General features: G+C 35.2%; 10 protein-coding genes. 9 read left to right on the forward strand and 1 reads right to left on the reverse strand.

Features of this window, described 5'->3' with window-relative positions:
• The first annotated feature begins 8 nt into the window (after positions 1 to 8).
• From rnr to ATN92_RS06930, 3 genes are all read left to right on the forward strand, one after another.
• Positions 9 to 2,354 carry a ribonuclease R gene (gene rnr / locus ATN92_RS06920; protein WP_056954001.1) on the forward strand — a complete coding sequence of 782 codons (2,346 nt, stop codon included), beginning with the start codon at positions 9 to 11 and terminating at the stop codon, positions 2,352 to 2,354.
• Between the two features lie 6 nt (positions 2,355 to 2,360).
• Positions 2,361 to 2,831 (forward strand): SsrA-binding protein SmpB, encoded by a 471-nt coding sequence (gene smpB, locus ATN92_RS06925; RefSeq protein WP_056954003.1) that lies wholly within the window; start codon positions 2,361 to 2,363, stop codon positions 2,829 to 2,831.
• A gap of 88 nt (positions 2,832 to 2,919) precedes the next feature.
• Positions 2,920 to 4,707 (forward strand): DUF2207 domain-containing protein, encoded by a 1,788-nt coding sequence (locus tag ATN92_RS06930; RefSeq protein WP_056954005.1) that lies wholly within the window; start codon positions 2,920 to 2,922, stop codon positions 4,705 to 4,707.
• 62 nt (positions 4,708 to 4,769) lie between these two features.
• On the opposite strand, the gene ATN92_RS06935 is transcribed toward ATN92_RS06930, so the two are convergent.
• Positions 4,770 to 7,007, reverse strand: coding sequence for an LPXTG cell wall anchor domain-containing protein (locus ATN92_RS06935; protein ID WP_056954007.1), 2,238 nt, complete (start codon positions 7,005 to 7,007; stop codon positions 4,770 to 4,772).
• A gap of 259 nt (positions 7,008 to 7,266) precedes the next feature.
• Here ATN92_RS06935 and ATN92_RS06940 point away from each other — a divergent pair, with 259 nt between their 5' ends.
• The 6 genes from ATN92_RS06940 to ATN92_RS06965 all read left to right on the forward strand — a co-directional run bounded on the left by ATN92_RS06940 (position 7,267) and on the right by ATN92_RS06965 (position 13,945).
• On the forward strand, positions 7,267 to 7,911 hold the full coding sequence (locus ATN92_RS06940; protein ID WP_034544351.1) for a deoxynucleoside kinase: 645 nt from the start codon (positions 7,267 to 7,269) through the stop codon (positions 7,909 to 7,911).
• Between the two features lie 135 nt (positions 7,912 to 8,046).
• Positions 8,047 to 8,541 (forward strand): QueT transporter family protein, encoded by a 495-nt coding sequence (locus ATN92_RS06945; RefSeq protein WP_056954009.1) that lies wholly within the window; start codon positions 8,047 to 8,049, stop codon positions 8,539 to 8,541.
• A gap of 77 nt (positions 8,542 to 8,618) precedes the next feature.
• Entirely contained in the window at positions 8,619 to 9,818 is a 1,200-nt protein-coding gene (locus ATN92_RS06950) for a glycosyltransferase family 4 protein (protein WP_056954011.1), read from the forward strand.
• Complete coding sequence (locus ATN92_RS06955; protein ID WP_025085904.1) at positions 9,811 to 10,845, forward strand: glycosyltransferase family 4 protein; 1,035 nt, start codon at positions 9,811 to 9,813, stop codon at positions 10,843 to 10,845. Before ATN92_RS06950 ends, ATN92_RS06955 begins: the two co-directional genes overlap by 8 nt.
• The gene (locus tag ATN92_RS06960) at positions 10,845 to 11,891 is read left to right on the forward strand and encodes a lysylphosphatidylglycerol synthase transmembrane domain-containing protein (protein WP_056954012.1); all 1,047 of its coding nucleotides are present in this window, start codon (positions 10,845 to 10,847) and stop codon (positions 11,889 to 11,891) included. The genes ATN92_RS06955 and ATN92_RS06960 overlap by 1 nt, the downstream gene beginning before the upstream one ends.
• Entirely contained in the window at positions 11,888 to 13,945 is a 2,058-nt protein-coding gene (locus ATN92_RS06965) for an LTA synthase family protein (RefSeq protein WP_056954014.1), read from the forward strand. The genes ATN92_RS06960 and ATN92_RS06965 overlap by 4 nt, the downstream gene beginning before the upstream one ends.
• Positions 13,946 to 14,237: the final 292 nt, after the last annotated feature.

Below are 14,237 nucleotides of genomic sequence, written 5' to 3' on the forward strand. Positions count from 1 at the left end.
GGATAGAAATGCCAGATAAAGAAAATAAATTAATTGCAGATATATTAGAGGTTTTCAGAAGTAATCCTGATCGCCGCTATAAGTCTGAGCAAATAGAAGATATATTACGAATGCACGGGGCTTCAGCCTTTAAACGTGTTGTTAAAGCTTTGGCTGTTTTGGAAGGCGAAAGCAAAATTAGTTTAACTAATAAAGATGAATTCAAGATGGCTGCACCTGAAACAACAGTTGAAGGTGAATTTAAGGGCAATGATAAAGGATTCGGTTTCGTTCGTTATGATGAAGTAGAACCTGATGCTTTTATTGCTAGAAGCAATACTTTACATGCTGTTAACGGTGATGTCGTTGATGTAAAAATTACTAAACCATCAAATCCTTGGATCGACAAGGGACCTGAAGGTGAAATCACTAAGATCGTAGAGAGATCATTAACAAAAGTTGTTGGTGAATTCCATCCATACAGTGATTCACAAGTTGAAAAAACTGGTTTCTACGGTTACATTCAAAGTCACGAAAAGAAAATTGCATCATATATGATTTTCATTTCCGATAAAGGTCTTCATCCACAAATGGGTGATATGGTTCAAGTTTCGATTGATGAGTATCCTAGTGATAAACATCCCCAAAGTATGGAAGGTACAGCACTAGAAGTGATTGGTAACAAGAATGATCCTGGTGTCGATATTATGTCGATCGTGGTTGATAATGATATCAATCCTGAATTTCCAAGTGAAGTTCTTAAAGCTGCCGAAGAAATTCCTGACCATGTTTTGGATAGTGAAAAAGAAGGTCGTAAAGACTTAACTGATAATATGGTTATCACTATTGATGGGGATGACTCAAAAGACTTTGATGATGCCGTCGGTGTTGATATGTTGCCAAATGGTAATTTCCACTTGGAAGTTCATATTGCTGATGTTACACACTATGTCACAGAGGGCTCACCAATTGATCAAGAAGCCTACGCTCGTGGAACAAGTACTTACTTGGTTGACCGAGTAATTCCAATGTTGCCATTCAGATTATCTAATGGAATTTGTTCTTTGAATCCGGATGAAGATCGTTTGGCTTTGACATGTGATATGGAGATTAATCACAAGGGTGATATTGTTAAATATGATATTTATCCTAGTGTGATCAGATCTAAGTATCGTATGACATATAACAACGTTAATGAAATTTTGAAGGGTGACGAACTTCTTACTAAAGAATACGCACCATTAGTCCCAATGTTGAAAAACATGGCAGACCTTCATGAAATTTTATTCAACAAGCGTCATGAACGTGGTGCTATCGACTTCGAAGAAACTGAAGCACAAATCATTGTTGACGAAAATGGTAAGCCAATTGATATCAAGTTAAGAGAACGTGGAACATCTGAAAAGATGATCGAATCATTCATGTTAGCTGCTAATGAAACTGTAGCTATGAATTATAATTTGAAACACGTACCATTCTTGTATCGTGTCCATGAAAAACCCGATGATGAAAAAGTTAAGAACTTCTTTGAATTCGTTGCTGCAATGGGTGTACAAGTTCAAGGTAACTTGAAAGAAATTACACCAAAGATGTTCCAAGATGTTTTATCAAAAGTTGTTGGCACACCTGAAGAACCAGTTGTTACAATCATGTTGTTGCGTAGTATGCAACAGGCTAGATATTCTGATAATCCATTGGGTCACTTTGGTTTAGCTGCTAAATATTATACTCACTTTACTTCACCAATCAGACGTTATCCTGATTTGATGGTTCATCGTATGATTCACAGTTATGCCGTTAATGGCTTTACTGATGATGAGCAAGCTAAATGGAAAGAAAAATTACCAGATGTTGCTCAACATACTTCTGGTCGTGAAAGAATTTCTATCAATGCTGAACGTGCGGTTGATGACTTGAAGAAGACTGAATACATGGCCGATCAAGTTGGTAGTGAATTTGATGCCGTTGTCAGTTCCGTAACTAGTTTTGGAATGTTCATTCAATTAGATAATACGGTTGAAGGTTTGATTCATATTTCAAACATGAAGGATGACTTCTACGAATATGATGAAAAGAGCATGTCTATGCATGGTCGTGGTACTGGTAAGACCTTTAAGGTTGGACAACCAATCAAAGTTAAATTGATCAGAGCTGATGTTGAGCATCGTCAAATTGACTTTGAACGTGTTCTAACACCTGAAGAACAAGAACAAGCCGATAAGCGTGAAGCTGAGTTTAAGAAGAAGCGTTCAATGCAACATGGTCGTGGCCGTGGTGGACATGGACGTCATAATGACAAACGTGGAAACGGCAATAGTAGTAATAGTCACAACAATAATAACCATAAGAGACGTGGTAAATACGAAAGTCGGTGATGAACGATGAAGAAACATCACACAAAGGCTGCTAGTGAGGTAGCTAATAATCGTAAGGCTCGTCATGACTACAATATTTTAGATACATATGAGGCGGGTATTTCTTTGACAGGAACTGAGATTAAGTCAGTTCGTGCTAGTAAAATCAATATTAAAGATGGTTTCGTTCAACCCCATAATGGGGAACTTTGGTTAGAAAACGTTAATATCAGCGTTTATGATCAAGGAAACCAGTTTAATCACGATCCATTGAGAAATCGTAAATTGCTTTTACATAAGAAGGAAATTCGTAAAATAAGCTCTACAGTTCAAGAAAAGGGAATTACAGTAATTCCTTTGAAAGTTTACTTAAAGCATGGTTTTGCTAAAGTATTGATTGGCGTAGCTGAAGGTAAAAGAAAATACGATAAACGTGAAACAATTAAAAAGCGTGATCAAGAAAGAGAAATTCAACGTATTGTTAAGAATGCGTATTAACCTTTCGGTTGATCGCTTTTTTTTACCCAAATTTTTAAAGTGTTAAAATATGATAAAATTAGTTTATTAATGATTCATGGGGGATCAGATGAAAAAACTAGTAGGGCTATTATTTGCTTTCTTAGCGATTTTTCTAGCATTTCAAACTACCACTGATGTAAAAGCTGATAAATTTACAGTGAAAAATTATGACGTTACTGTCGATATCAAAAAAGATGGTAATGCTGATTTAACACAAAAAATTGTTTATGATTTTCAAGGCGATTATCATGGTGTTTATTACAATCAAGATTTAAAGGGAATCAAGGGTGCCAGTGATCCAGTCGTCACTTATAATAATGGATCTGGGGCTAAGACATTGGTCAACAATGATTCAAATCAGAATAATACTGTTAGAGTTACTAGAACCGATAATTCGATGGATATGAAAGTTTATCACGCCGTTGATTCAGAAATGGTGACTTATACTTATAAATATCAACTTTATGGAGTAATCACTAATTATTTAGATACAGCTGAGCTAAATTGGAAAATTATTGGTAATGGTTGGGATAACGATTTGAATAACATTAAGCTAACCTTGAATTTTCCAAAGAAGAATATTACGCAATTGCAGGCCTGGACTCACGGACTATTATCGGGACATACAGAGGTGGACAAGAAAAATGGTCAAGTAGTAATGACTTTGGATGAATTGCCTGCTAATCAATCAGTGGAAAGTCATATTATTTTTCCCGTAACTGTAACTGCTGATAATAAGAACATCGTCAATAAGAAGGCTAAAGCGAGAATTCTAGCTGCAGAAAAGTCAAAAGCTGAAGCGGCTAATGCTAGACGACAACGAGAAAAGAATTTTTATTGGATAATGATGGCGATTGCTGGAGTGTTTATTGTTATTATTTATCTCTATCAATTTATTAAATTACGCAAGAACCCGGGACAAAAGCATCAAATACCAACACCTTTGCATCATTTCTTTGACGAACCAGAATTTATTCCTAGTTTTACTGAAATAATTTTGGATCGTCAATCCAAGGCTAATAGCAATTCTTTAACAGCTGATTTGTTGAATGAAGTTGGCTATCGTCGTATGAAAATTGATAAAATCGGTAAAGACTACCAAATTACGGCACTGGTTCCACCTACCAATGAATTTTTTAAATATTTAATTGATAAGATCGGTGATGGTAAATCAGTCCGGTTGAAAGACATTCGTAAATTTGCTCGTAGCAATGACGACAAGATGACTAAAAAATTTGATAAGTGGGCTAAAGATGCGGCAAAGGGTCGAGAGAAATATTTAGATTTAGGAAATATGAATTTGGTTGATAGTTTTAAAGTTGCCACAATAGCCGTTGATATTATCCTTGGTATCATGCTGATGATTTCTTTAATTCTTAGCAGTACAGTTCTACTCAGTGGCGCAATTCTAGTAGTTATTGGTCTTGTGGCTTGGATTCCGTATGTAATCGTAAAGAAAAAGATTACACCATATACAAATTTAGGTGAAGAAGAAGTTAACAAAATTAGAGCCTTTAAACGAATGCTAGAGGATATTGATGATATTAAAATGGCTGAGGTTGGCGACATTATCCTTTGGGAACGATTCTTGCCATATGCGGTTATCTTCGGTGTTTCTGATAAAGTAATTAAGGCCTTGAAAGTTAACTTTGGAGCTGATGTGGTTAATAATTCGGCTATTGCATATTATTATATTGGGAGTAGTAGTTTTCTTAATAGCAATACAGGCTTCCAAACAGCTTTTACAGGAGCAATTTCAGCAGGGGGCTCATCAAGTATCTCAGGTGGATCCGGCGGTTTCTCAGGAGGCTCGTCTGGTGGTTTTGGAGGAGGTTCCGGTGGTGGAGCTTTCTAAAATATATTGAGACAAAAAAATGGACTGAGAATTTTTTCTCAGTCCATTTTTAATTTGTCTAATTAAGCATGACGACGATTAAGATAAGTGATGCTAATTAGAAGAACGAATCCTAGAAGACTTGCTAGCAAACCAGATTCAGCACCAGTTTGAGGAAGTTTGTCAGTATTGGATTCTGAAGTAGAACTATTGCCATTATTTGAAGTGTCAGGGTTCAATGGGTTAGTGATAAGTCCACCTTCATTATTGTTATTGTCTGTAGCGGGATGTTCAGGATCAACGATTAAACCACTATCGTTGTCATCTTTATCACCGTTACCATTTTCATCGGGTTTAGAAGTATTGCCTTCATTACCATTATTGTCGCCGGGTTCTTGAGTATTACCTTCATTACCATTATTGTTATCACCAGGTTCAGTTGTGACGGTCTTAGGGTCTGATGTTTCTAATGTACCAACACCGGTCTCATTGGAGTTCTCAGTGATAGTAAATGGAATCTTATCAGGATTTAAATCATAACCTTCAGGAGCTTTAGTTTCTAGGAAGTAATACTTGCCAGGTTTAAGATTGTCAATTTTGATAACACCTAGCTCATTTGTTACGGCAGTTTCTAGAGCAATACCATCATCACCATAAAGAGTATATTCAGCACCAGGGACGCCAACTGTTAAATCATCACGATCAAATTTTTGAAGAACTGCACTATAGCCATTTTCACCAGTAATTTCTTTTTCGTTTTCAACGGAAATCATTTTTGGTGTTAGATTATCAGCACTAATATCGAATTCAATATCTTCGCCTTTGAGATAACCTTCGGGAGCTTTAGTTTCAACTAATTTATAATGTCCAACTGGTAGGTTGTAGAAATGGCCAAGACCTAAACGGTCGGTAGTGATTGTTCCAACAACTTCACCTTTATCATTAACAATGTTGAATTCGGCACCGGCTAATTTGTAGCCAGTTTCAGCATCAATTTTCTTAATAACAATTGAACCTAATTCTTCTTTTTCAGGTTCGTCAACACCAGTTACTTGAACAGGTGCTGTAGTTTGTCCCGTTATGGTAAATGGAATTTCGTTTTCATTCAATTGATAACCAGCAGGGGCTGTGACTTCTTTGAAGTAATAGTCGCCGGCACCAAGATTATTTAGCTTGATTTGACCATTTTCATCAGTAGTCAAATTAGTTTGAACAGGAGTATCTGAACCAACTTTGTAAAGATCATAAACGGCGCCTGCTAATGGAGTAGTGTTGTCTTGTTCATTGAATTTAGTCAATGTAGCACTACCGAGTTTGTTACCACTACCATTACCGGAATTAGTTCCACCAGAAACTTTTCCAGAAGCTGTTTCATTGATTTCCTGTGACTCATTACCGTTACCAGTAACTTTTCCTGTCATTGTAGCGTCGTTTCTAAAGACTGTTCCATCAGTTACTTTGCTTGGATCTGTAACTTTAGTTTGGAAGGTTATAGCGTACATTTGTTTTCCAGAATTTGGAATGGTTAAATCAAATCCATTTCCAGACTCATTTAGAGTGTAATTGCTTGAAGGAACGGTATCTCCGCGTTTATAGGTACCAGTTTCCTTATCCTTCCAGGTAGCCTCTTGAACGACAACAGAGCCAGATACATATTCTAAATTAGGATCAGTAATAGTATCAAAGACGCTCATTGTACCGAAGTTTAATTCATTACGGTTGGCAAGGATAGTCCAAGTAACGATTTCGTTACCCTCGGCATCAGTACCAAAGACACCCTTTTTCGAGATGTTTTTGTCACTGGCTTTGGTTTGAAGAATGCTTTGTTGAGTATTCTTATCCTTAATAGGGAAATAAACATCATTTGAACCAACTTCAGCTTTATTACGATCTACGGTAACTCCTGTGTTGATAGAAAGCGTCCCTTTGACACTTTCAAGTTCCTCAACATTTTCGTTGAAGGTAACAACAATTTGATTACTACTATTCAAAATAGCTGTACCAATGACTTCACCATTGTCACCAACAACATTGAATGGAGTATCGTTTGGTGTAACGGCTAAGGGACTTGGCACGTCGATAGTCAAAGTATCGCCATTTTCAAGTTTGTAACCAGTCGTATCGTACTCGTATGTGATTGGTACGGTACTGCTCATGCTGTAAATCTTGTCTTGTTTATTAATAGAACCGCTTGTAATCATATCAGAACTAGTATAGTTTTTAGCAGCTTTAACATTATTAGTGTTAAAGGTAAGAATTAAAATTATAACGGCTAATCCAGTTATGAGAGCGGTAAAAATATTTCGTAATTTCTTCCCCATACTTTTTCCCCTTTCTTAATCAGTACAGTCCAATTATAGAATGATTAAGCTGAATACGATAGGGCTTAATGATAAATATTATTTTATTATTTAAAAACGTTATTAATAAAGAAACGAGTGCTTGTGATAAATACCACATATGGTGAAATTTCAAAAATATATACAATATATAGAATTGAAGTGGTATCATAGTGAATGTTGTTTTTTTGCAAATTAACAAATCAAATAAAGAATTAAAAAGCTACGGAGGAGAATAATGATGATCGTATTGAGCGGCGCAATTGGAGCCGGAAAGAGTTCATTGGCGACTATTTTATCAGAACACTTAGGAACTGAGGCTTTCTATGAACAAGTTGATAATAATCCGGTTTTGCCATTATTTTATAAAGACCCTAAGAAATATGCATTTTTACTACAAATTTACTTTTTGAATAAACGTTTTGATTCAATTAAGAAAGCAATGGTACAAGATAATAATGTTTTGGACCGTTCAATTTACGAAGATTCACTATTCTTTCATATGAATGCTGACATGGGTAGAGCTACTCCTCAAGAAGTAAAAGTTTACGATGAACTTCTAGACAACATGATGCAAGAACTACCATACGCTGCCGCTAAAAAGGCACCTGATTTATTGGTACACTTGGATATTTCATATGACACAATGATTCACCGTATCGAAAAACGTGGTCGTTCATATGAACAACCAGAACAAGATCCAACTTTGCCAGAATATTATCATCAACTACTTAGCCGTTATGATGGTTGGTATGACGATTATGATTACAGTCCTAAGATGAAAATCGATGGTGACAAGTATGATTTCGTTGAGAACCCTGAAGATCGTCAAAAGGTTCTTGATTTAATTGATGAACAATTACGTAAACGTGGAACATTAGACTAAATTATTAAGACAAAGCCAATAAGTGGTTTTGTCTTTTTTATTAGCTTGATACCGGGTTGAAAATAAGATAACCTATTAGGAGCAGTTTACACTGATGAACCTGCGGAATTAATTAAAACAGTGGAGGGTTTTATTTTGAGTAATTTAAAAGTAAGAGATATCACACAATTGGCTTTGGTAGCAGCGCTTTATGTAGCAGTGACAATCGCACCTGTTATTTCAGCGTTTTCCTACGGTCAAATCCAATTTCGAGTTTCAGAGATTCTGATGTTATTGCCATTTTTTAATCATAAATATAGTTGGTCTCTGATTATTGGATGCTTTATCTCAAATATCTTTAGTGCATCATTAGGGGCATACGATTTGATTTTAGGAACGTTAGCAACAGCAATTGCTTGCTACTTGATTACAAGGGTTCCTGCTAAGACAAAATTCTTATGGCTAGTACCTGTAATTTGTGCCGTTGTAAATGGATTAATTGTTGGGGCAGAATTGCATTTTGTCTTGAAATTACCATTTGCCTTGAACTTTGTTACGGTTGGACTAGGTGAGTTAGTTGTTGTAGCTATCGGTGCGGTGATTTTCTATTTCTTAATGCAAAATAAGAGTTTTAGTAAATTAATAAAGTAAGGCAGAGATGAGGGAAGTTCTTCCCTCATTTTTTTGTTATAATCTACTTTATAGAGTTTGCAAGGAGATGTGATCTTATGAACATCGGAATTTTTACTGATACATACTTTCCACAAGTTAGTGGGGTAGCAACATCAATTCAAACATTGAAGAATGATCTGGAGAGAAAAGGTCATTCTGTTTATATTTTTACGACAACAGATCCTAATGTACCTAAGAATACAATTGAACCTAATATCTTTCGTTTGGCTAGTGTGCCTTTTATCTCGTTTACGGATAGAAGAATCGCCATTCGTGGGATGTTTCATGCGGTTGAATTGGCTAAAGAATTAAAACTTGATATCGTTCATACACAGACAGAATTTTCTTTGGGAATGATAGGAAAGTTTGTCGCTAAACAATTAAAGATTCCATTTGTTCATACATATCACACAATGTATGAGGATTATTTGCATTATGTCTTAAATGGTCATTTGTTGAAGCCATATCACGTTAAGCAAATGACAAAGCTATTTTTGAAGAATGCTTCAGGGGTTGTTGCTCCAAGTAAACAAGTAAGAGAGACTTTGGATCGTTATGGCATCAAGGCACCAATCTCAATTGTTCCGACAGGTGTTGATTTGTCAGAGTATACGAAACCAGTTAATGCATCGATCATACGAGAAAAATTGGGCATAGCAGAAGATACGCCGGTTATTTTGATGCTTAGTCGTATTGCTTTAGAGAAAAAAATTGACCATATGCTCAGATCCATGCCAGAATTATTAAAGTATAATCCTAAAATTATGTTGGTAATTGTTGGTGACGGTCCCGATATGGAAGAATTAGTTCAAATGAGTAGGGATCTAAATATTACCGATAATGTTATTTTTACCGGTGAAGTGGCTCATGATGAAATTTCACCATACTATCATATGGCTGATCTTTTTGTATCTTCTAGTGATACGGAATCGCAGGGGTTGACCTATATTGAGGCAATTGCTTCTGGTCTAAAAATAGTAGTTAGAAGTGCGCCTTATACTGATGCCTTGTTGACTGATCCTTCAGTTGGTGTAACATTCAGTCAAGATGATCAATTAGTACCTAAGATTAAGACATATCTCGATCACCCTAATTCATTTGATGACCGTGAAGCTCGTCAAAAGGTACTGTATGGAATTTCATCAGATGGATTTGGTAACTCGATTCTTGATTTCTATCGTCATGCCGAGGATTACTTCGTCAGAGAGAAGCTTTCAGATTCATCAATCGATCCAGAGGAGTATTCTAATGATTAAAATAAACATGTTTTCATCCGCAGATAAAGTTGCAGGTCAAGGTGTAGGTAGTGCATATATCGAATTGGTTAATTTACTAAAAGATCGTTTTAGTGATGAATTTGATATTAAGATAAACGACTATCATCGTAGTGATTTAAGTCATTACCATACGATTGACCCACAGTTCTACTTATCTACATTTTCTAAAAAAAGAGGCCGTAAGATTGGCTACGTGCATTTTCTTCCAGAAACTTTGGAGGGGAGTATCAAATTACCTCAACCAGCACGTGGTATTTTTTATAATTATGTAATCAGTTTTTACAAACGCATGGATCAAATCGTAGTTGTTAATCCAACCTTTATTGATAAGTTGGTGGCACATGGTTTGGATCGTAAGAAGATCAAATATATCCCTAATTTTGTTTCAACCGATAATTTTTACGAAAAGAGTGCTGAGGAAAAGGCCGCTTTCCGTAAAAAGATAGGCGTTCCGGAAGATAAGTTTGTTGTTTTTGGTGATGGACAAGTTCAAGAACGAAAGGGAATCGATGATTTTTATAAATTAGCACAAGTTAACCCAGATATTCAGTTTATTTGGGCGGGTGGTTTTTCATTCGGTAAAATCACTGATGGTTATGACCGTTATAAAGATATGATTGATAATGCACCTAAGAACATGACATTCACAGGAATAGTTGATCGTAATGATTTAGTTAACTATTATAATATTTGTGATTTGTTCTTGTTACCTTCATATGATGAATTGTTCCCAATGTCAGTGTTAGAGGCTTTCAGTTGTGGTGCTCCAGTACTATTGAGAGATTTGGAACTATACCGTGCAATTATTGATGGCTACTATCAAAAAGCTGATGGTTTTTCTGATATGAATGCTTTTATTAATCATGCTAATCAAGATCGTTCAATTTTAGAGGATTTCAAGAAAAAATCTAAAAAGGCTGCCAACCAATACTCAGAAGATAATTTGAGTAAAATTTGGTATGACTTTTATACAGAACAATATAATATTGCTAAACAGGATAAATAATGAGTAGAAAACATATAGCAGCAATTTTTGTAATGTTGGGATTAGGAATTGGTATTTTCTGGTGGGAAGCTAGGAATATTAACTTTAATTCCTTGGTTTCAACGTTTAAGAGTTTAAATTATTTTTGGCTTGCAGTAGCGTTTTTATCAATCCTATTGTCATATGGTGTTGAGGCGATGGTCTTACATACGCTACTGAAAAAGAAAGAAGATCGTAAGTTTGGCTGGTGGGAGATGTATCGTATTCCTTTACTTCAAGCACTTTTTAATGCCATCACGCCTTTTTCTTCAGGTGGTCAACCTGCACAATTACTTGGTTTGATGCAATCAAAAATTGATGGCGGTCGTGCTAGTTCAGTCTTGTTGATGAAGTTTGTCATTTATCAAGCGATGGTACTAGTCAATTTCATTGTAGCCATGTTAGTAAGTTTTAGTAGTGTTGCTAAACATTTTTCTGGATTAGCAACTTTGATTGTTTTTGGAATGGTAATCCATGTTGTAACGATTTCGTTCTTGTTGATGATCATGTATTACTACGATTTTACAAAAAAAATGGTACAAATTATTTTGAAACCGGTTTTATTTTTTCTAAAAGAAGAAAAACGTGATAAAATTTTACAGTCAGCTATAAACAGTATTGATAGTTTCTATAAAGAGAGTTTAGTTTTAAAGCAGGAGAAGAAGAAAGTGATTAAAGCATCACTTCTAACAATCGTGCAATTATTCTTATACTACTTTGTAGTTTATTTTGTTTTATTGGCTTTGAATTGTGACCACGTAAATATAATCGATGTATTAGTTATGCATATTATGATTGTTATGATTGTCTCAATCTTTCCAATTCCTGGTGGATCAGGTGGGGCGGAATTCAGTTTTAAGACATTATTTGCTGGATTTATACCTTCTTCGTCAGGTTTGATTTTAGGTATGTTTTTATGGAGATTTATTACGTATTATTTGGGGATGTTCTTAGGGATTATCGCAGTTTCAAAGAAACCAAAAATTGAACAACAAGTTGCTAATAAATCTATGGAGCGAAAACAATGAAGCGTATTACTAAAGGTATTTCCAAGTTTCTAAACACTAGGCTAGGGTTTGTACTCCTAGCTGTGTTTTTATACACTCTGAAAACGATTTATGCTTATACGACTAAGTTTAACTTAGGTGTAAAAGGATCTATTCAGACATTTTTAATGATCATCAATCCGATTCCAATCATGTTATTGCTGTTTGGGATTGCTTTATATATGAAGGGAAGAAAGTCATATATCTTTCTTCTGATTATCGATTTCTTAGATTCAGTTTGGCTATTCTCGAATATTTTGTACTATCGTGAATTCTCAGACTTCCTAACAATGGTACTTATCAAGGGTTCTGGTTCAGTAACCAATAACCTTGGTAAAAGTATCATGGGAATTTTAAAGCCAACTGATTTCCTAGTCTTCCTTGATGTTATTGTCTTGATATTATTATTGGCTTTTCATCTTATAAAGATGGATGTCAAACGATTTAATTGGCGTATTCCAGTTTTAGTCAGTTCGTTGGCTGTATTATTGTTTGGTGCTAATTTAACTTTAGCTGAAAGTGATCGTTCACAACTATTAACAAGAACTTTCGATAACAACTATATCGTTAAGTATTTAGGCCTAAATGTCTTTAATATTTATGACTTAGTTAAGACGACAAAGACTAATGCTGTTAAGTCGCAAGCAAAGAGTTCTGATATTGATTCAATTGAAAAGTATATGAAGGATAATTACGTCCAACCTAATGTTGAATACTCAGGTGTTGCTAAGAGTAAGAACGTCTTCATTATTCATTTGGAGAGTTTACAACAATTCATGATTGACTATAAGTGGGATGGTGAAGAAGTAACACCTAACCTTAATAAGATATATCATGAAAACAATACATTAAGTTTCGATAACTTCTTTAACCAAGTTGGACAAGGTAAAACTGCCGATGCTGAATTAATGCTTGAGAATTCACTCTTTGGTTTGCCAGAAGGTTCAGCTATGGTTACTGATGGTACAAGCAATACTTTCCAAGCCGCACCCGCAATCTTAGATCAAGATGGTTATACTACGGCTTCATTCCATGGGGATGTCCCAAGTTTCTGGAATCGTGATAATGCTTATAAGTCATGGGGTTATGATTACTTCTTTAGTTCTAACTACTATAAACAAAAGAAGAGTTATAACGTTGGTTATGGTATGAAGGATAAGATTTTCCTTAAAGATTCAACACAATACATTGAACAATTGCCACAACCGTTCTATGCCAAGTTGATTACAGTTACAAACCATTATCCATATACACTGGATAAGAAGAATCAAAGTATATCTAAGACTGATACTGGAGATAAGACCGTTGATGGTTATGTCCAAACAGCTAGATACTTGGATGAATCTATTGGTGAATTCATGGATTGGCTTAAGGCTACAGGTTTAGATAAGAAGAGTATGATTGTCTTTTATGGTGACCATTATGGTATTTCTGATAATCATAAGAAGGCCATGGCTAAACTTACAGGTATTAAAGGATTTAATGATTTCAATAATGCTCAGTATCAACGTGTACCATTTATGATTCATATGGATGGACTAAAGGGTGGAATCAACCATACTTATGGTGGTGAGATTGATGTCTTACCAACTATCTTGAATCTATTGGGTGTTGATAATAAGAATATGATTCAATTTGGTAGTGATTTACTATCAAGTGAACATTCGCAAGTAGTGGCATTTAGAAATGGTGACTTTGTTTCACCAACAGTTACGAAGGTTGGAAGTACCTACTATAATACCAAGACAGGTAAAGTAGATAAGAAGATCTCAAAGACTGAAAAAGAGAAACTATCTAATAAAGTAACAACAGAATTGTCTCTATCAGATAGAGTTATTAATGGGGATCTCTTAAGATTCCACAAATTGCCTGGGTTTGAAACTGTCAATAAGAAGGATTACTCATATAAGAAGAGTACAGCTTTGAAGAAGTTAAAGGCAGCAGAGAAGAAGAAGGGTACTAGTTTGATTGAACAGAATGATAATAAGTCGATGGTTGACTTGTATCAAACTGATGCACCAGAATTAAGCAAATAATAGATAAGCGTTAGAAGCCAGTAAAATGACTTCTAACGCTTTTTATTTATTTTCAAGAACACTAACACTATAATCGCCATATAGAAATGGTTTAAAAGTTTTTGAAAAAAATCCAATTTTTTTATAAAAAAGGGTTGCAACTCTCTTATTCGATTGGTAATATATATCTTGTTGTTGCGACAGAGCAATGGCATCAACGCTTTGAAGCTTTATTGCTTCTCCGTTGATTCCAAATTATTTTAAAGAAGTGCTTGACATGTTCTTGTTACTTCGATATGATAATTAAGTTGTC

The organism is Companilactobacillus bobalius (assembly GCF_009764355.1).